At 73.0% G+C, this 20,795-nt stretch carries 17 protein-coding genes; 9 read left to right on the top strand and 8 right to left on the bottom strand.

The annotated features are described in order from the left end of the window. The first annotated feature begins 239 nt into the window (after positions 1-239). The gene (locus tag GKC29_RS18780) at positions 240-1,190 is read left to right on the top strand and encodes a helix-turn-helix transcriptional regulator (RefSeq protein ID WP_155332063.1); all 951 of its coding nucleotides are present in this window, start codon (positions 240-242) and stop codon (positions 1,188-1,190) included. A gap of 66 nt (positions 1,191-1,256) precedes the next feature. On the opposite strand, the gene GKC29_RS18775 is transcribed toward GKC29_RS18780, so the two are convergent. Further along, a complete protein-coding gene (locus GKC29_RS18775) occupies positions 1,257-2,021 on the bottom strand; it encodes a hypothetical protein (protein WP_155332062.1) in 765 nt (254 codons plus the stop codon). Between the two features lie 416 nt (positions 2,022-2,437). On the opposite strand from GKC29_RS18775, the gene GKC29_RS18770 reads away from it, so the two are divergent. The 7 genes from GKC29_RS18770 to GKC29_RS18740 all read left to right on the top strand — a co-directional run bounded on the left by GKC29_RS18770 (position 2,438) and on the right by GKC29_RS18740 (position 9,111). Then, positions 2,438-3,001, top strand: a complete 564-nt coding sequence (locus tag GKC29_RS18770) for a hypothetical protein (RefSeq protein ID WP_155332061.1) — start codon at positions 2,438-2,440, stop codon at positions 2,999-3,001. A 168-nt stretch (positions 3,002-3,169) separates the two neighbouring features. After that, a complete protein-coding gene (locus GKC29_RS18765) occupies positions 3,170-3,874 on the top strand; it encodes a FadR/GntR family transcriptional regulator (RefSeq protein WP_230688707.1) in 705 nt (234 codons plus the stop codon). 64 nt (positions 3,875-3,938) lie between these two features. After that, the gene (locus GKC29_RS18760; protein ID WP_155332060.1) at positions 3,939-4,871 is read left to right on the top strand and encodes a hypothetical protein; all 933 of its coding nucleotides are present in this window, start codon (positions 3,939-3,941) and stop codon (positions 4,869-4,871) included. A 96-nt stretch (positions 4,872-4,967) separates the two neighbouring features. Continuing rightward, complete coding sequence (locus tag GKC29_RS18755) at positions 4,968-5,576, top strand: hypothetical protein (RefSeq protein ID WP_155332059.1); 609 nt, start codon at positions 4,968-4,970, stop codon at positions 5,574-5,576. Further along, on the top strand, positions 5,561-6,205 hold the full coding sequence (locus GKC29_RS18750) for a DUF5987 family protein (protein WP_230688706.1): 645 nt from the start codon (positions 5,561-5,563) through the stop codon (positions 6,203-6,205). The genes GKC29_RS18755 and GKC29_RS18750 overlap by 16 nt, the downstream gene beginning before the upstream one ends. Further along, a complete protein-coding gene (locus GKC29_RS18745; protein ID WP_155332058.1) occupies positions 6,202-7,773 on the top strand; it encodes a GMC family oxidoreductase N-terminal domain-containing protein in 1,572 nt (523 codons plus the stop codon). The genes GKC29_RS18750 and GKC29_RS18745 overlap by 4 nt, the downstream gene beginning before the upstream one ends. Positions 7,774-7,869: 96 nt before the next feature. Then, positions 7,870-9,111, top strand: coding sequence for a D-alanyl-D-alanine carboxypeptidase family protein (locus GKC29_RS18740; RefSeq protein ID WP_196255653.1), 1,242 nt, complete (start codon positions 7,870-7,872; stop codon positions 9,109-9,111). An 82-nt stretch (positions 9,112-9,193) separates the two neighbouring features. On the opposite strand, the gene GKC29_RS18735 is transcribed toward GKC29_RS18740, so the two are convergent. The 7 genes from GKC29_RS18735 to GKC29_RS18705 all read right to left on the bottom strand — a co-directional run bounded on the left by GKC29_RS18735 (position 9,194) and on the right by GKC29_RS18705 (position 17,722). Then, entirely contained in the window at positions 9,194-9,994 is an 801-nt protein-coding gene (locus GKC29_RS18735) for a hypothetical protein (protein WP_155332057.1), read from the bottom strand. A gap of 41 nt (positions 9,995-10,035) precedes the next feature. Then, on the bottom strand, positions 10,036-12,237 hold the full coding sequence (locus GKC29_RS18730) for a TIM-barrel domain-containing protein (RefSeq protein WP_230688705.1): 2,202 nt from the start codon (positions 12,235-12,237) through the stop codon (positions 10,036-10,038). Further along, positions 12,234-13,349, bottom strand: a complete 1,116-nt coding sequence (locus GKC29_RS18725; RefSeq protein WP_230688704.1) for a glycoside hydrolase family 15 protein — start codon at positions 13,347-13,349, stop codon at positions 12,234-12,236. Before GKC29_RS18725 ends, GKC29_RS18730 begins: the two co-directional genes overlap by 4 nt. Positions 13,350-13,428: 79 nt before the next feature. Then, positions 13,429-14,709 carry a sugar ABC transporter substrate-binding protein gene (locus tag GKC29_RS18720; RefSeq protein ID WP_155332055.1) on the bottom strand — a complete coding sequence of 427 codons (1,281 nt, stop codon included), beginning with the start codon at positions 14,707-14,709 and terminating at the stop codon, positions 13,429-13,431. A gap of 37 nt (positions 14,710-14,746) precedes the next feature. Further along, a complete protein-coding gene (locus tag GKC29_RS18715; RefSeq protein WP_155332054.1) occupies positions 14,747-15,559 on the bottom strand; it encodes a carbohydrate ABC transporter permease in 813 nt (270 codons plus the stop codon). After that, the gene (locus GKC29_RS18710) at positions 15,552-16,508 is read right to left on the bottom strand and encodes a carbohydrate ABC transporter permease (protein WP_230688703.1); all 957 of its coding nucleotides are present in this window, start codon (positions 16,506-16,508) and stop codon (positions 15,552-15,554) included. The genes GKC29_RS18715 and GKC29_RS18710 overlap by 8 nt, the downstream gene beginning before the upstream one ends. Next, complete coding sequence (locus GKC29_RS18705; RefSeq protein WP_155332053.1) at positions 16,505-17,722, bottom strand: ROK family transcriptional regulator; 1,218 nt, start codon at positions 17,720-17,722, stop codon at positions 16,505-16,507. The genes GKC29_RS18710 and GKC29_RS18705 overlap by 4 nt, the downstream gene beginning before the upstream one ends. Positions 17,723-17,942: 220 nt before the next feature. On the opposite strand from GKC29_RS18705, the gene GKC29_RS18700 reads away from it, so the two are divergent. After that, positions 17,943-20,645: a penicillin acylase family protein gene (locus tag GKC29_RS18700; RefSeq protein WP_155332052.1), complete on the top strand. Its 2,703-nt coding sequence runs from the start codon at positions 17,943-17,945 to the stop codon at positions 20,643-20,645. The last annotated feature ends 150 nt before the right edge of the window (positions 20,646-20,795 follow it).

The following is a 20,795-nucleotide window of genomic DNA, read 5'->3' as shown; positions in this document are numbered from 1 at the left end:
TCCCGGCCAAGATTCACTGGTCGCCGACGACGGTAGCTAGCCCGCCGGGCGCGGCCGGCTAGCCCGTTTGCGAAGGAGGAACGCCGACCGGGCCACGGTGGGGGAATCCGGGCCGGTCCACGGCGGGAAAACGCTATCCCCCGCAGTCGTCGGACCGTACACTCCACCACAGGGCGTTGCGCCCGGCGAAATTCCCGCTGCCGCTGGACACACCGGTTGCTCAATCCGCGGGAGGCGGAGTGAGTACGCAGGAAGCCGTCATCCACCGCTTCGACAGCCGCGATCCCGACCTGATCCACGACCACCTCGCGGCGTCGTACGGCACCCGGCTCCGGATCGAGGCCGGCGACGGGCCGTACCGCCTGCGACACCACCGCGTCGACCTCGGTGCGGTACGCCTCGACGACACCGCCCACTCCGGCGACCTGCGAATCGACGCCGAGCCCCTCGGCACGCTGGTCGTCTGCGAGACGGTCACCGCGAGGGTCAGCCGGACCTGCGCCGGCGCCGAGCACCGGTTCACGCCCGGGGACACCTTCCTGGCAGCGCCGCCCGAGCGCGCCCACTCCGTACGCTGGCAGGTCGGCGCGGTCGCGGTGTGCGTCCTGGACCTCGGCCTGCTGGCCAGGGCGACCGGCACGGCGACGCCGCTGCGCTTCGACGTCCTCACGGCCGCCCCGCCGCACCTCGCCCGGCACTGGCGGACAACCGTCGCCTACCTGCGGGAGGCCGTCCTGGCGAACCCGGAGGCCGCCGGCCAACCGCTGGTGACGGGCGCGGCGATCCGCATGGTCGCCGCGGCCGCGGCGACCGCCTTCGGCGGAGCCGCCGGGCTGGCCGCGACCGGCGAGGACCGCCGGGACGCCGGCGTCGCCACGGTCCGCCGTGCGGTCGCCTTCATGGAGGAGCACGCGCACGAGGACATCGGCGCGGCGGACATCGCCGCGGCGGCCCGGGTCTCCCCCCGCGCCGTGCAACTCGCCTTCCGTACCCATCTCGACATCACGCCGATGGCGCACCTGCGCGGGATCCGGCTGTACCGGGCCCATCAGGACCTGCTGCGGGCCGACCCGGAGCGGGAGACCGTCGCCCGCATCGCCCACCGCTGGGGCTTCGTCAGCCACAGCCGATTCACCGCCCGGTACCGGGCCACCTTCGGCGTGCCGCCCAGCCGGACCCTGCACACCTGACCGCGCCGCCGGTCGGCGGTGTCGCACGCCCACCGGCCGGACCGGCGACCAGGGCGAATCGACGTGTCAGCGGACGCTCACGGTGATCTTGTCGAAGTCGGGTGCCGGCCCGTGCGGATTGAACATCCGCACCGAGTTGGCGCCGGGTCGCAGCGTCATCGTGACGGTCGTGCTGTCGACCGTGCTCCACCCGCCGGTGTCCGGGAAGGTCAGGACGATGGGCGACCCGCCGTTGACGCTGATGTGCCCGACCCGCGGGCCCTCACCGTTGACGAAGGTGATCGTCACGGTGGCCGTGCCGCCCGCCCGGGCGGTCACGCCGTTGAACTGCAACGCCCCCATGTCACGGCCGACGTAGCCCACCTTCTTCTGCCCGGAGCAGCCGGAGCAGGTGAAGGTCCGGGTGCCCGCCAGCCCGTTCACCGGCGACTCCGCCTCGTACGCCGTGGTCACCACCGGCGGTGCGGCCGGGGCGGCGGGCGGCGGTGCGGCCGACGGGCGCGCCGTGGACGACGACGGAGACCGGGACGGCGGGGTCGACCGGTTCTCCACTGATCCCACGCGCACGTCCCTCCCGGCCGGGGACGCCGGAGTGGACGCTCCGGCGGCGCCCTCACCCGCGCCGGCCGAGGCGGACGATTCCGGGGCGGACGTGACGACGCCGGCCCCGGGGCCGGGATCCGCCCCCGTGGACGGTCCACCGTCGACGCCCGCCGTCAGGGCCGCCAGTGCCAGTACGACGATCAGGTAGCCGACCCCCACCACCGCCAGCAGGCGGACCGGCCCGATCCGCCAGACCCCGTCCTGGTCGCGTCCATGCCGTGGGCGCACGTCGTCCTCCCCCTCGCCGCTGTCGCCTCGACACCGGCGCACGACTGTGACCGGTGACACAGGATTGTATGGGCATTGGAGCCGATTTGACCGCCCGCACGTCCCGTTCCCGATCATCGTCACAGCGGGTTCCGGCCTGGTTGCCGAACCCTTCCACGGTGATGGCGCCGCGGTCCCGAGTTCCGTCACCCGACGGCCGCGGATCGTCCGCTTGTCGTGAGGCGGGAGGCCAGTGGGAAGCACCACCACGACGGGCGGCGTTCCCCCGGCCCGGCGGGGGCCGAAGGTCCCGGCCGGGCCGGGACCGGTGGCACACCGGGAAGCGGACCAGCGCCCCTGCCCACCGTCCGTCGATCGCGGTGGAATCGATGTGTGCCCACCGGGGGCACATCGGAGGACGAGAGGACGTGGACGCCATGACCGCGATTGCCGAGCGGCAGATCCCGAAGGTGACCGCTCCGGCGGTCGGTATCGACAACACGCGGACGACGACCGCCGGCACCGCCGCGCGGTACGTGTTCGCGGGTGTCCGGCTGGCCCTCGGCTGGACGTTCCTGTGGGCGTTCGTCGACAAGGTGTTCGGGCTCGGCTTCGCCACCCCGACCGAACGGGCCTGGCTCAACGGCGGCAACCCCACCAAAGGCTTCCTGAGCGGCGCCGAAGGACCCTTTGCCGGCATCTACCACGACCTCGCCGGCACCGCCTTCGCCAACTGGACCTTCCTGCTCGGCCTGCTCGGCATCGGCCTGGCCCTCACCCTCGGCATCGGCATGCGCATCGCCGCCGCCACCGGCGCCACCCTCTACGTCATGATGTGGTCGGTCGCCCTGCCCCCACAGACCAACCCGTTCCTGGACGAACACCTGACCCTCGCCGCCGTCCTGGTCGGCCTCACCCTCATCGGCGCCGGCCGGACCCTCGGCCTCGGCGCCACCTGGGAGAAGCTGCCCATCGTGCGGAGGCTGCCCTTCCTGAAGTGACGGGACGGCGTACCCGGAGGGGCCCCGCTACGGCGGGGCCCCTCCGCGTCGTCCGACCCCTTCCGCCCGCACCGCGGCCGAGAACCTGTTGCCATCCGTCGCCGTCGATGGCAGAGTATCGTCCATCCGAAGTGGATGAGCCACTGATCCAATCCGAGGACGGACGCCGTGACCACGACCCGGATCGCCCACGACAGCCTCGTCGACGCCCTGGTCAACCGGATCCGCGACGACGTGCTGGCTCGCCGGTACCCGGCCGGCAGCCGGCTCCCGCCGGAGCGCGACCTGGCCGCGTCGTACGGCGTCACCCGCACCTCGCTCAAGCACGCGCTCGTGCGCCTCGCCCAGGCGGGGCTGCTGGAGACCCGGCACGGAGTCGGCACGGTGGTGCTGGACTACCGCCGCCACGGCGGTCCCGACCTCCTGCCGATGCTGCTGACGCACGCGCTGGGCGAGGGCACGGACGGCCGCTGGCTGGTCGAGGTGTTCGAGGTACGCCAGGAGGTCGGCGCCCTCGTCGCGGCGCGGGCCGCCGCGCACCGCGGCGCCGACCAGGCGGACGCGCTGCGGGCGCAGCTGGCGGCCGTGACCGCCGCCCGGGACGCCGACGCCGCCCAGCTCGCCGAGGCCGAGGTGCACCGGATGCTCGCGGCGGCGGCCGGCAACCGGGTGTACGAGCTGCTCGTCAATTCCCTGCTGAAGGCCTACCTGGAGGTGCGGTCGTTGTTCCGGGCGCCGTTCGCGGACCCGGCGGTGGCGGGTGCCCGGCTGGCACCGCTCGTCGACGCCGTCTGCGCCGGCGCCCCGGACGCCGCGCGGACCGCCGCCGAGGAGTACCTGGCCCGGACGCGGGAGCTGATGCTCGGCCGGTGACCGCGTCGCCATCCACCGCACGTGCCGACCGCCCGCTCGATCCCGATCGCGAGGAGTGTGGGACATGGAGGACCTGCTGGCATCCCGGTGGCGCGGTCAGCCCGGCCGCAAGGAGGTGTGGTACACGACCATCACCGACCCGGCGACCGGGACCGGCGTCTGGCTGCACCACGAACTGGTCGCCCCCACCGACGACGCCACCCCGTACGCGCACGGGCTCGTCGGGGTGTTCCCCCCGGACGGAAGGCCGGTGCTGCGTCACCTGCCGCGTGCGCCGTGGCGGCCCGACGGCGCGGTCTTCGCCAGTGGCGACGTCCGGATGACCCGCGACCGGTTCACCGGGCACGTCGACGACGTCTCGTGGGACGTGTCCTGGCGGGACGGCGGCCGTCCCATCTACACGTTCCCGCGCTGGGCGTGGCACCGGGAGCTGCTTCCGGCGGCGCAGGTCGTGCCGGCGCCGAGGGCGCTGCACCACGGCGAGGTGCGCTACGGCGACCGTGTCGTACGCCTGACCGACGCCCCCGGTGCGACCGGCCGCATCTTCGGGCACGGCATGGCGCGCCGCTGGTCCTGGTTGCACGCCGACCTCGGCGGCGGCGACGTGCTGGAGATCGTGGCCGCGGTGGCCCGCCGCCGCGGCTGGCGGCACCTGCCCGTCCTGCCGTTCGTCCGGCTCCGGATCGACGGCGTGGACTGGCCCGGTGGTGACCCGCTGCTGGCCGCGCTGCGGTTTCGCGGGGTGCTCGCACTTCCGGAGTGGCGGGTGCGCGGCCGGCACGGGGACCGGCGGCTGTCGGTGACGGTGCGGCAGCACGCCGACCGGACGCTCAGCGTGCCGTACACCGACCCGGACGGGTCGCGGTGCGTCTGCCACAACTCCGAGCGCGCCGACGCCGAGATCCTGCTGGAGACGCGCGCCGGTGGCGGCGACTGGCGACCCGAGCGCCGGTGGCGCCTGCACGGTACGGCGCACGCCGAGGTCGGTCTGCGCTGAGCCGCACCCTCCACGCCGACCACTCCGCTCGGCCACGGTGGCTGAGCCACTGAGCCAGCCGCCCGCCCACCGTCTTCCGAAAGGGGTCGAACGCCCATGCGCCGTACCGTCGCCACCCTCGCCTGCGCCGCCGTCCTGCTCGCCGTCACGCCCGGGGTCGGCCGGGCCGGCACCGCACCGCCCGCCACCGTCCACTCCCCCACCGCCGGCGACACCGTCGGCGGGTACACGCCTCCGCCGTTCGGCGCGGGCTGCGTCGTCCACCGCTTCGGCGAGGGAGAGTGGCCGCCGGTCCGGCTGTGGTTCACCGACCCGCTCTGCGTCGAGTACGAGAAGCGGGACATCACCGCCGACAACGGCGGAGCCCTGCGCTTCCTGCTGGCCGAGCCGTCCCGGTTCGCCCTCGCCGCCACCACCTGCCGGTACTGGCAGCAGGACCACTGGAGCGTCCAGCGCAGCCGGGGAGCCACCCCGATGGTCGCCTGGGACGGCAGCTACTGGTTCGACCGCCGGGCCCGCCTCGCCGCCCTGCGGTTGACCAACTTCCGCGTCGCCGGGCGCACCGCCGGCGTCGGCGACGTGGTCGCCGCCCTCGCCGACGACCACCCGGAGCTGGCCCGCGCCCTGGCCCGGTACGGCGCGTCCCCCGGCGAGACCGGGCTCGCCGTGACGCTGCCCCACAGCCCCTGGTGCGGCACCTCGTGAAGCGCCGCCGGCTGTTCACCGCCGCGCTGGCCGGTGCCGCGCTGCCCCTGATCGGCGGGGCGGCACCGGCCGCGGCGGCCCTGCCCGCGTCCACCGTGGACACCCTCGACGCGTTCACCGACACCCTGATCCCCGGTGCGAAGCGGTTCCCCGGGGACGTGGCCGTCGCCGGGGTGGCCACCGGGCCGGGCGGAGCCGACGCCGGGTTCCTGACCCTGCTCACCGATCCGCGCGTCGGCGCGCGGCCGCTGCTCCCCGCCGTCGCCGCCCTGCTCAACGCCCGCGCCTGGGGCTACGCGCTCAGCCAGGGCAGCTGGCCGACGCCCCGGCTGCCCGCGTTCGTGGCGTTGTCGTACCGGCACCGGTCGGCCGTGGTGGCCCGCCTCTTCCAGCGCGACGACCCGGACCGCGACCTGTGGGCCGTGCTGGCGCTGGCCTCCGGCCTGGCCTTCGACGCGGCGGCGCACCTGCCCACCGCGCAGGCCGTCCGCGACCGGCACCCCGGGCTGGCGGTGCTGCGCTTCCCGCCGCCCGATCCGGACGGGTTCTGGCGCCACCCCGAGTCCTCCTACCGGCTGGTGCTGGCCGACCGGCACCCCGACACCACACCCGAGGGGAACCCGCGATGACGGAACGCTGCGACGTGGCGGTGATCGGCTCCGGATTCGGCGGCGCCATCCCCGCCTACTACACCGCCGCCGCCGGCGCCCGGACCGTCGTGCTGGAACGGGGGCCGTACGTCTCGGCGGCCGACGTGCGGCACAGCATGCAGCTCGGCAGCGTCGGGCGGATCGTCGACGCCATCGAGGGCGACGGCCTGACCGTCATCGCCGGCAACTGCGTCGGCGGGTCGAGCGTGGTCTACTTCGCCGCCTCGCTGCGTGCCCCCACGGTCACCTTCGAGCGGACCGGCAGCACGGGGCGGCGGCTGTGGCCGGCCGCCCTCAGCCGCGCCACGCTGGATCCCTGGTACCGCCGGGTCGAGGCCGCGCTCCCCGTGACGACGCCCGACTGGCCGGATGTCTCCTACGCCGGCGGGGTCTTCGCCGCCGCGTGCCGGCACACCGGCCACACCGCCAATCCCGTTCCCCTCGCGGTCGACCTGCCCCGCTGCACGAACTGCAACTGGATGTTGTCCGGCTGCCACGTCGACGCCAAACGGTCCATGCTGCTCAGCTACCTCCCGGCGGCGACGGCGCACGGCGCGGACGTCCGGCCGCTGCACGAGGTGCAGACCATCTCCCCGGCGAGCACGCCCGGTCACCGGTACCGCGTCACCTACACGGTGGTGGACCCGGACGACTACCGGATCGTCAGGTCGACCGGGTGCCTGGAGGCGCGCGTCGTCGTGCTGGCGGCGGGCGCGGTGGGGACGCCCGTGCTGCTCCGGCGGTCCGCTCCCCTGCTCGGCGGCGTGCCCGCGGCGGTCGGCCGGTACCTGTCCGGCAACGGGGACCGGATCACCGTCGCCGACGTCTACGAGGCCGCCGTCGCCGATCTGCTCGACCTGCGCCGCGGTCCCGGCGGCGCGTACGACGCCCATCACATCGGACGGGCGATCACCGCGATGACGTACGACCACCTGGACGGCGGGCGGCCCGAGTTCGAGCGGTTCGGTCTCCAGCAGCTCGCGTTCCCGGCGCTGACGAACCTGTTGGCGGGCGCGCCCGGGTGGTACGGGGTGGCGAAGAAGGAGCTGCGCTCCCGGTGGCGGTCCTGGCTGACCGTCCTCGCCATGACCGAGGACGACAACGAGGGCACCTTCGGCGTACCGCCGCTGACCGGGTCGTTCACCCGGGTCACGAACGGGCTGGGGCTGGGCGGCTTCTCGTACGCCCCCACCGCCGCCACCCGTGACGGGTGGGCCCGCGCCGACGCGACCGTCCGCCGCATCTTCGGGGGCGGCCTGGCGACCGTCCATCCGTGGACGGCGGAGGTCGGCGGGGCGGTCACCGCCCATCCCCTGGGCAGTTGCCGCCTCGGGGACGACCCGGCGACCTCCGCGCTCACCCCCGACCACGTGCTACGCGGCCATCCCGATCTGTTCGTCACGGACGCCTCGGCGGTGCCGGCCGCGCTGACCGTCAACCCGTCGCTCACGATCGCCGCACTGGCCGAACGGGCCAGCGAGACGGTCCTGGCGCGGCTCGCCGCCCTGGGCGTGGCGCCGCGCCGGAAGATCCCCCCACCCGGTTGAGACCGACGATAGGTCGCAAACCGGTCGTGGCTCGCCGTACCGTTCAAACCTCGCGCTTTCTCCAATCGGAGCGGGCCGGTCGCAGGTGCCGTTACGGTGCGTGACGTGGCACCTTTTCGCATCGTCGCCGTGACGTTGAGCGCCCTCCTCGTGTCGCCCGTCGGCGCGGCCGTGACCCGGACCCGGGCGGTGGCCGCGCCGCACCGACCCTGCCCCACTGTGGAGCCACCCGCGCGCCCGCCCGCCACACCGTCACCGCCGCCGGTCGACCCGAACCACCGGGCGATCGGCGGGGAGGGGCTGGCGACCCCGGGGCTCGCCGCACCCCGGGATGCGCCGAGGCCGCCGGCCGTGACCGCCACCTCCTGGGTGGTGGCCGACCTGGACAGCGGCCGGGTGCTGGGTGGCTGCGGACCCCACGAGCACCGGACGCCGGCCAGCGTGCAGAAACTGCTGCTGGCCGCGGCCCTGATGCCCCGCCTCGACCCGACCGAGGTGGTCGAGGTGAAGCGGGAGGACCTGCGCGACCTCGATCCGGAGAGCTCGCTGATGGGGGTGGCCGCGGGCGGCCGGTACTCGGTCCAGGACCTGTGGTTGGGGTTGCTCCTCGAATCCGGGAACGACGCGGCCAACGTACTGGCCCGGCTCGGCGGGGGCGCCGCCGGACGGCCCGGCGGGGTGCAGGCGATGAACGACGAGGCGCGCCGGCTGCGGGCGTACCAGACCCACGCCGCGACACCGTCCGGCCTGGACGGTCCCGGCCAGTACACCAGCGCGTACGACCTCGCGCTCATCACCCGGGCGGCGTTCGCGCGGGAGGACTTCCGGAGGTACATGGCGACCCGCGCGACGCAGGTCCCCGAACAGCGGGGACGCGGCACCCTCGCGATCACGAACGACAACGCCCTCCTGGGCCGCTACCCCGGGATGCTCGCGGGCAAGACCGGCTTCACCGACCTGGCCCGGCAGACGTACGTCGGGGTGGCCGAACGCGACGGACGACGGCTCGCCGTGACCCTGCTCGGCGCGGAGACCGCGCCGCTGGGCAGCCTGGGCGAGGCGACCGCCCTGCTCAACTGGGGATTCGGCCTCCCTCCCGACGCCTCCGTCGGCCGCCTGGTCGCCCCGGAGGAGAAGAAGGACAAAGACGACCGGGTCGTCATCGCCGCCGGGGACGGGCGCGGTGGGGGCGGTGACTCGTCGTCGCTGTCGCCGCCGTTCCTGCTCGGCCTCGGCGCCGCCATCCTGCTGAGCGTCGTGCTCGGGGCGACGACGTTCCGGCGACGGAACATGCGTCTTCCATCCGCGCCCCGCGCGACAGCAGACGCGGAGGACTAGGCTGGCCGCATCAGATGCTTGCCGGTGCCCACCGAGCGCCGCGCCAGCTCCGCGAGCGGGCTACGAGCCACCGCTGTCGGTGTCAGTGATCCCAGCCGAGTCGGTTGCGCAGCGCCGTCACCCCGCGCCGCGGAAAGCCGGGATCCTCGTCGAACTCGCTCTCGGCCAGCTCGAGCAGGGAACGGGCGGCGGACTCGACATCGCGCTCCAGCGCGTCGGCGATCGCCCGGCCGGCAGCGGGATACACCTGCTCGAAGCGCCGGAACGGATCCAGGTCGTCCAGTAGGTGACCGGCGCCGGCCGGCCGGGCCAACCGCCAGGCGGTAAGTAGGTGACCGACCGCGACCGTCCGGACGAGTTGGCTGGCGACCAGCACCTCACCCCGACGACACCGCCCCACCCCCACCAGCAGCACCGCGACGAACAGGCCAAACTCCCGATCGGCGCGGGCCGACCGGCCAGGCTTCGGGCGGGCCGCCACCCGGGCGAAGGCCTCGGCGACCCCGTCGCGGTCCAGGACCACCTCGTAGGCGTTGGCGTGCCACGATTCAAGCCCGGCCAGCGACGTGACGCCGAACTCCAGCAGGTGGCCGTCGTCGTAGACGACCTTGAAGCCGTCGTGTTCTTCTCGGAGAATGAGGGCGATGTGGGCTGCATCGGGCAGCCAGCTCGGGTCGCCACGCAGCCGCTCCTCGGCACCGTCCACCGTGACCACGGCGAAGTCGTGGTCACTCCACTCGTCGACCCGTTCGCGCGCCGCGGTCGAACCCATGAAGACGAGTCCCTGGACGTCGGCTCGGGCCACGAGGTTGTCGCGCAGCCGAGCGCCGAACCGGATGAACCGGTCGAGCCCCGGGGACGGTCGTGCTCGGTTGTCTGTCACGCGCTGCCTCCTGCAGGCACTCTCTCTGTCGGCACTCGACGTCACCCCACCCGGCGGTAGACCGGGATTTCGTCCAGCGGCGCCGGACGGTCCAGCTCGACTGGACCCGTGTGCCGCTCGCCGGTGAAGAAGTCCTCCCACTCCCCCGGCGGTAGCCATACCGGCCATGTGCGGGCACCGGGTTCGGTGACCGGAGCCACCAGGAGGTCGTCGCCGAGCTGCCACTGCTGCGGCCAGTCCCAGACCCGCTTGTCGTCCGGGTGGTCGAAGAACAGTGGCCGCATCAGGGGCTTGCCCGTCTGGACCGACCGTTGCGCCTGCTCCACCAGGTACGGCACGAGTTCCTCGCGCAGCCGGGCGAACCGCCGAAAGACGTCGAGCACCCGCGGTTCCCCAGTTCGCGCCGCGATGTTCCAGGGCGTACGGTCCACCAGGGGCTCACGGTGGTGGTTGAACTCGGAGTGGTACTGCATGACCGGGGAGAAGCAGGCCGCCGCCGCCGAGCGCAGGTAGAGCTCCGCGTCGGGGATGTCGCCGGAGAATCCGGCAAGGTCCCAACCCCAGAAGAAGATGCCGCCGACACCGGCGGTCAGGCCGGCGGTGATCGAGGCGCGGTAGGCCTCCCACGTGGAGTCCTCGTCGCCCGCCCAGTGCGCGGGGAAGGCTGCCGATCCGGTGAACCCGGCCCGGCTGAACGTGACGCCCTCGGTCCCCGCCGACCGCATCAGCTCGTGGTAGGCGGCGGCGTAGCGGACCGGGAACAGGTTGTTCCCCTGGTCACCGCGTGATCCGTCGAAGTACCGCAGATCGTGACCCCACGGGTGCTCGCCGCCGTCGGTCTTGAAGCCGTCAACGCCCAGCTCCTCGACCAGGTAGCGCCGCTTGTCCAGCCACCAACGCCGGGCCTGCGGGTTGGTCCAGTCGGGCAACAACGCCCCGGGGAACCACCAGCCCCGGTTACGGTGCGGCGATCCGTCCGCCTCGCGAACGGCGTACCCGCGCTCGGCCAGGATGGTGAGGTCGGCGGCGAGCTGGCCGTCGTCGCCGCGGTCGGTGGGGATCAGCGGGATCTGCCACAGCAGCACCTTCACACCGGCCTCGTGCAGTTCGTCGATCATCGCCTTCGGGTCGGGCCAGGCCCCGTCGGCGGGGAACTCGAAGTCGGCGAGGCGGTGGGGTGCGCCGTCCGGGTGCACCTCGTAGCGCGCGTCGCGGAAGGCCACGAAGGTGGCCTCGTCGCTCCAGGCCTCGATGACGATCGCGCCGACCGGAATGCCCTCGGCGAGGCTGCGACGCACCTCGGCGAGCACCCGGGTCTGGGTGTTCCACTCGTTCCCACTCATCCAGGGCCGGAACACCCAGGCCGGTGGGATCGGGGGCTGCCCGGTCTCGGTGAGGAACGTCCGCACGACCTCGGCCGGCTCGCCGGTGTAGAGGTGCAATGGCAGCACGGGCGTCGCGGGGTCGACCTCGGCCTCGACGAGGATCCGGTCCGGCCGCGAGGCGCCGACGTCGTACCAGGTACGTCGGCTGGTCACCACGTGGAAGCCCCAGCCGCCGCCGACGACCACGGCGAACGGCATCGGCAGGTAGGTGCGGTGCCCCTGCCGCTTGTACTGCTCGAACACCGTGGCGTCGAGCACGTGGCCGCGCTGGTCGAGCGCGTGGTACCGCTCGCCGAATCCGACCACGTGCGCACCCTCGGCGAGCCGGAGCGCGAAGCGTACCCGCCGGGGTCCGTCGCTGCCGGTCAGCCATTCGACGCTGCCGGGGTCCAGGACGGCGGCGCCGCCGGGATCGCGCACCTCCAGCCGTCCGCCGGCACCTTGCCAGACCAGCGGCCGCACCGGGAAGGCGGCCGTCCGGACCGCACCGCCCGCCGAGGTCCGGCCGACGACGGTGTACGCGTCATCCGTGTCCGTCGTCGCCCGGGCGATCCACGCCGTGCGGCCACCGGTGTCCGGGGTGGCCGCGGCGGCGGAAGCCAGGTGACCCGTCGAGCCGGTCGGCGGAGCGGCGGGCGCCCCGAAGTCCAGGGTCACCGTGGCCGGGTCGACACGCTCGGCGGGCACCTGCGTGCCGTCACCGAACTCGACCCGGACCTCGGTCACGTCCGGGTCGGTGAGCACCCGGATCTCGTACTCCTCACCGCGCAGCGGATAGACGGGAACCCGCTGGTCCAGGTCGTGTCGATAGGGGTGCCCGGTCCCGACGGGGCGATGGCTGATCACGGCGTCACTCACAGTCCGACCTCCACGGCAAGCGTGACGAACATGGCGTGCGACCACAGCAGGGGCGTGGCCACGGGCCCCCAGCGCTCGGTCCACTCGGCGATGTGTTCGGGCCGCTGGGTGTGGCTGCTGACCTGCTCGGGCAGGTGGCCCTCGGGGGTTGCCTGGGCGGCGATCCACTCCAGCCGCTGTCGGGCCGCCTCGGTCCGGCCGGTACGCGCCTCGTGCCAGCCCAGCCAGGCGGTGAGGATCAGCCACTCTCCGCCGCCGTAGAAGGTGTCGCCGAGGTAGCGGTAGACGCCACCACGCAGCAGCTGGTCGCGTACCTCCTCGTAGGTGCGCTCGGCGACCGTGCTGCCGGGGTCGACCACGTCGAAGGGAGTCAGGCAGGCCAGGAGGCTGCCGTCGACGGCGGTGCCGCCCAACCACTTGGTGAGGTGCCCGTCCGCGGTGCCCTCGGCGGCGACCAGGGCCTCGAACTCGCTCACCCTCGCGGCGGCGGCAGCAGCGCGAGCGGCGGCGAGCAGCGGCTCACCGTGCTCGTCGCGGGCGGGGACGACCGCGCGCAGCCCGGCCAGCACCGCGCCCAGCGTCGCGACGTGCCGGTGCTCCGCGTGCTCCTCCCACCAGTCGTAGCAGGGCCGGTCGCCGAACGCGATCAGGTAGTCGACCGTGGCGGTCACGGCCGGCCGGTAGGCGGCGAGCGGCCGCCCGTGCCGTGCCGCGTGCTCGACGAGCATCCACAGCCAGGTGCCGTAGCCGTCGAGCTGGAAGTTCCACCAGGGCTCGTCGCCGTCGGCGCCGTCCAGTGTGTAACGGGTCGGCAGCATCTCGTCGGCGCCGATGTCCTCCCTGCGCTCGGCGCGGGCGACGAGGTCGGCGATCCCACCGGCGCGGGCGTCGATCACCGTGGCGCACCAGCGGAGGAAACTGTCGGCGCTGTCGGCCCGACCGGCCCGGCTCATGGCGTCGGCGATGAAGGCGCCGTCGCGAAGCCAGCTGTAGCGGTAGACGGGGTAGTCGGGGCTGGCCGGGTAGGCGCCGGACGGATGCTGGTGTGCCTCGATGAGGGTGAGGCTGGACTCGACGAGCGTACGCAGGTCGGACCGTGCGGCGAGGGGCACGGGTTCCTCCAGGAGGTGTCGGTATGGTCGTGCGCGGGGCGCGGCCGAGTGCGGAACGGCCGCGCCCCGCTGGTTCCCACTACTTGATGAGGGCGGTCACCGCGGCCGCCGCCTCGTCCAGCGCCGCCTGTGGGCTGGCCTGGCCGGATGCGGCCTTCTCCAGTGCCTGGGTGACGATGTCCTGCATCTTCGACTGCTGGGCGTCGAGCACCGGCGGGAGCGCGATGTCCGCCAGCGCGTCGAAGACGGCCTTACGGTTGGCCGGCGGCGTCTGCTTCAGGTAGGTGTCGAACGCGGCCTGGTCGTTGACCGCCGGCAGTTCCCAGTTGGAGGCGAGCCGGGTCTCCACGGCCTTCTGCGAGGTGCCGAGGAACCGGGCCCACTTCCAGGCCGCGGTGGCCTTCTTCGTCTTCGCGGACACGGCCGTGGCGTTCATGAAGACCGCGTTCGCCTTGCTGGTGTTGCCCGGCTCGGTGACGATGTCGAAGTCCAGCCCGGGCGTGCTCGCGAGCTTGGCGATCTGCCAGATCCCGTTGTGCCACATGGCCAGCTTGCCGCTGGTGAACAGGGCGGTGTCGTAGTCGGCCTTGCCACCGATCTCGGCCACGGTGGGCTGCACGGTGCCCGGCTTGCTCAACAGCCACTGCGCCGACTCGAGGCCCTTGGCGTCGTTGAAGGTCGCCTTCTTGCCGTCCGCGGAGAGGAACGACCCGCCGTTCTGCGCGAGCGCCTTGTAGAACTCGTGGAAGGTGACCGGCTGGTAGTCGCCGTAGATGCCCTTGGCCTTGTCGGTCAGCTTCTCCGCCGCCGCCCGCTCGTCGGCCCAGGTCCAGTCCGCCGTCGGGTACGCGACGCCGGCCGCGTCGAAGAGCTTCTTGTTGTAGAAGAGCACCACGTCGGAGAACGTCGAGGGCACCGCGTAAAGCTTGCCCTTGAACTGGAAGGCTTCCCGCGCCTTCGGGTAGAGCCGGTTCGCGTCGTAGTCCTTGTCGGCCTTGGCCGGTTCGTCGAGCGGCAGCAGCGCGCCGGCCCGGGCGTACGTCACGAAGTTCTCGTAGTTGAGCTCGAACGTGTCCGGCGCCGTGCCGCCCGCGATCGCCGTCTGCAGCTTGGTGAAGTAGTCGTCGTACGCGGCCGTCTGCACCTGCACGGTGATGCCCGGGTTCTGCTTCTCGAACTCGGCCTTGATCGCGTCCAGGTCCTTCAGGTGGTCGGGCGCGGCCGAGAAGGTGAAGTAGGTGACGGTGCCGGTGGCGCCATCGTCCGCGCCGCCGGACGCGTCCTGCCCGCACGCGGCGAGCAGGCTCACCGTGGCGATCGCCCCGGCCGCGGCCGCCAGAACTCGTCTTCTCGTGGTCATCGGATCTCTCCTTCGGGGGTGGTGGGTGGTGGAGGAGCTAGGACTTGACGCCGGTGAAGGCGATGCCCTGCACGACGTAGCGCTGAGCGAAGACGTAGAGCGCGAGGATCGGCAGCACCGACAGGGTCGAGCCGGCCATGACCACGTTCCAGGCGGTGCTGTACCGCCCCTGCAGCAGCGACAGGCCGACCGGCAGGGTCATGTGTGCCTCCGTCTGCGCGATCACCAGCGGCCAGAGGAACGCGTTCCAGCTGGACATGAAGGCGAAGACGGCGAACGTGGCCAGCGCCGGCGTCACCAGCGGCAGCAGCACCTGCGCGAAGACCCGCAGGTGCCCCGCCCCGTCGACGTACGCCGCTTCGTCCAACTCCTTGGGCAGTGCCAGGAAGGCCTGTCGGAGCATGAACACCCCGAAGCTGGAGACCATCGTGGGCAGCAGGAGCCCGGCGTAGCTGTCGACCAGCCCGAGGTAGCGCATCTCGATGAACAGCGGGACGATGATCACCTGCATCGGGATCATCATCGTGGCGAGGTAGAGCACGAACACCAGGCCGCTGCCGCGGAAGCGAAGGCGGCTGAACGCGTACGCGGCGGTCGCGCTGGTGACGAGTTGCAGCAGGGTGGAGACGACGGCGACGCCGACGCTGTTGGCGGCGAAACGCCAGAACGGGAAGGCCTGGCCGAGCCGCTCGTAGGGCTCGACGGTGGGCGGGTCGGGCAGCAGGGGTGTGTCCACCCGGCCGAGCTGCGCGTCGCCGGTGAGCGAGGTGGCCAGCATCCACGCGAACGGCCCAAGCATCGCCACCGCACCGAGCGTGAGCGCGACGTACCGGAGGATCTTCCTACTCATAGTGCACCCACCTGCGCTGCAGCCGAAGCTGGGCCAGGGTGATCAGGAGGATCACCGCGAAGAGGACGATGCTCATGGCGGAGGCGTAACCGACCCGGCCGTACGAGAAGGCGTAGCTGACGATCTGCTCGACCACGACACTGGACGCGCCGCCCGGCCCGCCTTCGGTCATCACCCACACCTGGTCGAAGACCTGAAATCCGTTGATCATGCTGATCACGGTGACGAAGAACAGCGACGGGGAGAGCATCGGCAGGGTGATGCTGCGCAGTTTGCGCCACACGCCGGCGCCATCGAGCGAGGCTGCCTCCACCACGTCGCGCGGAATGGCCTGCAGACCCGCCAACAGGATCACGGCGACGAACCCGACGTCCTTCCAGACGGAGGCGAGCACCACCGAGGGCATCGCCCAGTCCGGGTCGGTCCACCACCCGGGTCCGGTCACGCCGAACGCGCCGAGGATCCGGTTGACCAGGCCGTCGGCCGGGTTGAGCAACCACTTCCACAGCAGCGACACGGCGACCCAGCTGCTGATGACCGGCAGGAAGAACGTGGCCCGGTAGAGGGTCATCGCGGGGAGCTTGGCGTCCAGCAGCAGCGCGACGGCGAGCCCACAGACCAGCACCAGCGGCAGGTAGCCGACCAGATAGGCCAGGGTGTGGCCGAGCGCGGCATGGAACTCGGCGTCGCCCAGCAGTTCGGTGTAGTTGTCCAACCCGACGAACGTCGGCACGCCGATCAGGTTCCAGTCCTGCAGGCTCACCCACGCGGTGCCGAGCATCGGGCCGATCCAGAAGCCCAGTAGCAGGAGGAGACTCGGGGCGAGGAAGCCGGCCGCCGCCAGGGCCGTGCGCAGTCGCCGGCGGGCGCCGGGCCGACGACGCGGCGGGGTCGGCCCATCCGGCCGCACCGTGCGTCGGAGGGTGGTGGCGGTACGCGGTGCGGTCACTGGGTCACCTCGGCGCCGGGAAAGGCCGCCAGCCGTGCCCGTATCGCGTCGGCGTGCGGCTCCGCGTCCATCGTGAAGGGCGCCCGGAGCACCAGGGCGGCCGCGCCCAGCGCCCACTTCGTGTCGTCCCACGGGTCGACGTGCACACTGACCCCGTCGGCCATCGGCGGGAACATGCCGGCGCGCAGGGCGGTGAGGAAGCCGTCGGCGAGGTGCGTCCAGGCCAGGGTTCCCTCGCCGCTGACCAGGATCGCCTGCGGGTCGAGCACGGTGGCCAACCCGGCGGCGATGGTGCCGAGGCGGGCTCCGGCGGCACGGTAGACGGCTCGCGCGCCGGCGTGCCCGTCGTCCGCTGCCGTCCGCAGGTCGGCCGGACCGGCGTCCGGTCCGACGGCACCGGTCTCGCGCGCCCGCTCGACGAGCGCGGCGTCGCAGACGTACGTCTCCAAGCAGCCGCGCTTGCCGCAGTGGCAGGGCGGTCCGTCGGGGTCGATCGGCAGGTGCCCGAGTTCGCCCGCCGCGCCGTGCCCGCCGCGGCGCAGGTCACCGGCGGAGACGACGGCCGCGCCGACGCCCTGTCCGAGGGTGATGGTCAGGAAGTCCTCGTACGGCCGGCCCAGGCCGTACAGGTGCTCGTACGCCGCCAGGGTGTTGACGTCGTTGTCCACGAGCACCGGCACGTCGAGCAGCTGGCTCAGGTAGTCGCGCAGCGGCATGTGCCGCCAGCCCAGCAGGGGTGCCTCCACCAGGCCGGTGCGGCTGTCGACGAAACCGGGCACCCCGAGCCCGACCCCGAGCAGCGGTGCGTCCCCGACGGCGGTCACGTGCGGCGCGAGCAGCTCGGACAGGGCGTCGAACGGGTTGACGGCGGTCTGGTCGAACGGTGCGGAGAACGTGTCCAGAACGGTTCCGTCAAGGTCGGCGCGTACGCCGGTGAGCCGACCGGCGGCGACCTTGACCCCGATCGCGTGCGCGGCCGGGCCCACCACCGCGAGCAGCTCACTGGGGCGCCCGCCCCGCGGAATCCCGTCGTCGACCTTCCGGATGACCCCGGCCTCGATGAGCGAGCGGGTGACCGCGGTGACGGTCGGCGGGCTGAGGCCGAGCCGCCGAGCGATGTCGGCTCGTGAGATCGGCCCTTGTCGACCGATCAGGGCGAGCACGGCGACCCGGTTGATGTCCCGCAGGCGCGGCCCCGACGTCGCAGCCGTCATGGCCCACTTCCTTTCACCGCTAAATTCGGTGTCCTAACAAAGGTTCTGAAGTCAGAAGGCGGAAGTCAAGGTCCGTGACCAGACCGAGACCATCGGCGGCGACCCGGCGACCTGCGCGATACCGGGCGCCGCCAGCGGCGACGCGACGAGCCGAGCCATGCGGCCAACCAGGCCGCCACAATCACCCATCCGGGGGTCGCTGGCGCTAGGATCCCGCGACGTGAATCCCGTACGCATTCCCTGGCCCCGGGTCCGGAAGATCGCCGTCTGGACCGTGGCGGTCCTGCTGGTGCTGGTCCTCGTGCTCGCCGTCGCCGCCGTCTGGGCGGTGCGCCGCTCGTTCCCCCAGCACGACGGAACCCTGCGGCTCTCCGGGCTCTCCGCCCCGGTCACCGTGCACCGCGACGACCACGGGATTCCCCAGGTGTACGCGAAGAGCGCCGACGACCTGTTCCGCGCCCAGGGTTACCTGCACGCGCAGGACCGGTTCTGGGAGATGGACTTCCGCCGCCACGTCACCGCCGGCCGGCTCGCCGAACTCTTCGGCTCCAGCCAGGTCGAGACCGACATCTACCTGCGCACCATGGGCTGGCGCCGGGTCGCCGAGCAGGAGTGGCGGATCCTCGCGCCGGACACGAAGCGTCACCTGCAGGCGTACGCCGACGGCGTGAACGCCTGGCTCGCCGACCACGACGGGGGCCGGGCGAGCCTGGAGTACACCGTCCTCGGCCTGCAGAACCCGGACTACACGGTGGAGACGTGGAGCCCGGTGGACAGCCTCGCCTGGCTCAAGGCGATGGCGTGGGACCTGCGCGGCAACATGGAGACGGAGATCGCCCGCGCGGCCCTGCTCGCCGCGGGTCTGACCCGCCAGCAGGTCGAGGAGCTGTACCCCGCGTACCCGTACGACCGGAACACCCCGATCGTCACCGGCGGCGGCATCGTGGCCGGCGCGTTCGACCAGCAGGCCGGACCGGCGACGCCGCCGAACCCGGCGGCCGGCGGCGGCACCGGCGGCGGCACGGCCGCCGGCGGCGTCGACGTCACCGGGCCGGGCGGCGACGCGACCACCGCGCGGACGCTCACGGCGATGGCCGACGGCCTGTCCCGGCTCCCGATCATGCTCGGCAACGGCGGCCAGGGCATCGGCTCGAACTCGTGGGTCGTCGGTGGCGGTCTCACCGCCACCGGCAAGCCGATCCTGGCCAACGACCCCCACCTGAGCCCCACCATGCCCGGCATCTGGTACCAGATGGGCCTGCACTGCGAGTGCGGCTTCCACGCCGCCGGGTTCACCTTCTCAGGGGTGCCCGGAGTCGTCATCGGCCACAACGCCCGGATCGCGTGGGGCTTCACCAACCTCGACCCGGACGTGACCGACCTGTACCTGGAGCGGGTGGACGGCGACCGGGTGCAGGTCGACGGGGAGTGGCGGCCGCTCCAGACCCGCGCCGAGACCATCAAGGTCGCCGGCGGCCGGGACGTGTCGATCACCGTACGCGCGTCCGGGCACGGGCCACTGCTGTCCGACGCGTCGGCGGCTCTGCGGGACATCGGCGTCGCGCCGCCGGTCGACCCGGCGGGCTCGCCCGCGCCGGTCGCCGCCGCCCCCCAGCCCTCCCCCGGCCGACCGGCGACCGGCGGCGACCAGCGGGACGGGTACGCGGTCGCCCTGAGCTGGACCGCCCTCCGCCCGGGCCGGACCGCCGACGCCCTCTTCGCGCTCAACACCGCCACGAACTGGACCGAGTTCCGCGCCGCCGCCGCGCTGTTCGAGGTGCCCGCGCAGAACATCGTCTACGCCGACGTCGACGGCAACATCGGCTACCAGTCCCCCGGCCGCATCCCGGTCCGCGGCAAGGGCGACGGGCGGTGGATGGCGCCCGGCTGGGACTCGGCGTACGACTGGAAGGGGTTCATCCCCTTCGCCGAGCTGCCCAGCGTCCTCAACCCGACCGACGGCTACCTGGTCACCGCGAACCAGGCCGTCGTCGGCCCCACCTACCAGCGCTTCCTGACCAGCGACTGGTCGTACGGCTACCGCAGCCAGCGCATCCGCGACCTGATCGGCTCGGCCCGCGACGCCGGGAAGATCACCGTCGAGGACCTGCGACGGATGCAGTTCGACAACCGCAACGGCTTCGCGCCGACGCTCGTACCGGCGGTCGTCGCCGCCCTCGGCACCGGCGATCCGTCCGACCTGTCCCGCGTCGCCGCCACCGAGTTGTGGAAGGACTGGGACTTCCAGCAGCCGGCCGAAGGCGCGGCCGGCAGCACCGAGGGGCGCGGCTCGGCGGCCGCCGCCTACTACAACGCGACGTGGCGGCACCTGCTCGCGGAGACCTTCGACGAGCTTCCCGAGGACAACCGGCCCGACGGCGGCGACCGGTGGTACGAGGTGGTCCGGGGCCTGCTCGCCCAGCCGGAGTCGCCGTGGTGGGACCGCCGGGACACCCCGCAGGTCGAGCGCCGCGACGACATCCTGCGGTCGGCCGCCGGCGAGGCCGCCACCGAGCTGCGGCGCGACCAGGGCGACCGGCCGGCCGACTGGCAGTGGGGCCGCATGCACACCCTGACCGTGCGGAACCAGACCTTCGGCACGTCGGGCATCGGGCCGGTCGAGTGGCTGTTCAACGCCGACCCGGTCGGCGTGTCGGGTGGCGACGCGATCGTCAACGCGACCGGCTGGGACGCCGCCGACGGGTACGAGGTCGACGCCGTGCCGTCCATGCGGATGATCGTCGACCTGGCCGACCTGGACGAGTCCCGCTGGATCCAGCTCACCGGCAACTCCGGGCACGCCTTCCACCCGAACTACGACGACCAGCTCGAGCTGTGGCGTACCGGCCGTACCCTGCCCATGCGCTGGGACCGGACCACCGTCGAAGCCGAGGCGGCCCGGACGCTCATCCTGCAGCCGTGACCATCCGGGTCCGCCGCTGAGGCGTCCCGCACGCGTTCGTGCGGGTGCGGGACGCCGTCCTCGGCGCCGAACCCACCGGCCCGGGCCGCAACACGCACGGGACGGCACGCAGCGCGACCGGTTGGTAACGTGGCGGCGACCTCGGCGGTC

The sequence above is a fragment of the Micromonospora sp. WMMC415 genome, assembly GCF_009707425.1.
In the GTDB taxonomy this organism is placed as follows: Bacteria; Actinomycetota; Actinomycetes; order Mycobacteriales; family Micromonosporaceae; genus Micromonospora.
Note: the sequence above shows the minus strand (reverse complement) of the source record. Positions and strands in the feature narration are given on the sequence as shown.

Bases quoted from the DNA above. Each gene is read 5' to 3' on its own strand.
- GKC29_RS18745 (WP_155332058.1), top strand. From the start codon at position 6,202: ATGACGGAACGCTGCGACGTGGCGGTGATCGGCTCCGGATTCGGCGGC.
- GKC29_RS18770 (WP_155332061.1), top strand. From the start codon at position 2,438: ATGACCGCGATTGCCGAGCGGCAGATCCCGAAGGTGACCGCTCCGGCG.
- GKC29_RS18705 (WP_155332053.1), bottom strand. From the start codon at position 17,722: ATGACGGCTGCGACGTCGGGGCCGCGCCTGCGGGACATCAACCGGGTC.
- GKC29_RS18715 (WP_155332054.1), bottom strand. From the start codon at position 15,559: ATGAGTAGGAAGATCCTCCGGTACGTCGCGCTCACGCTCGGTGCGGTG.
- GKC29_RS18755 (WP_155332059.1), top strand. From the start codon at position 4,968: ATGCGCCGTACCGTCGCCACCCTCGCCTGCGCCGCCGTCCTGCTCGCC.
- GKC29_RS18760 (WP_155332060.1), top strand. From the start codon at position 3,939: ATGGAGGACCTGCTGGCATCCCGGTGGCGCGGTCAGCCCGGCCGCAAG.
- GKC29_RS18720 (WP_155332055.1), bottom strand. From the start codon at position 14,709: ATGACCACGAGAAGACGAGTTCTGGCGGCCGCGGCCGGGGCGATCGCC.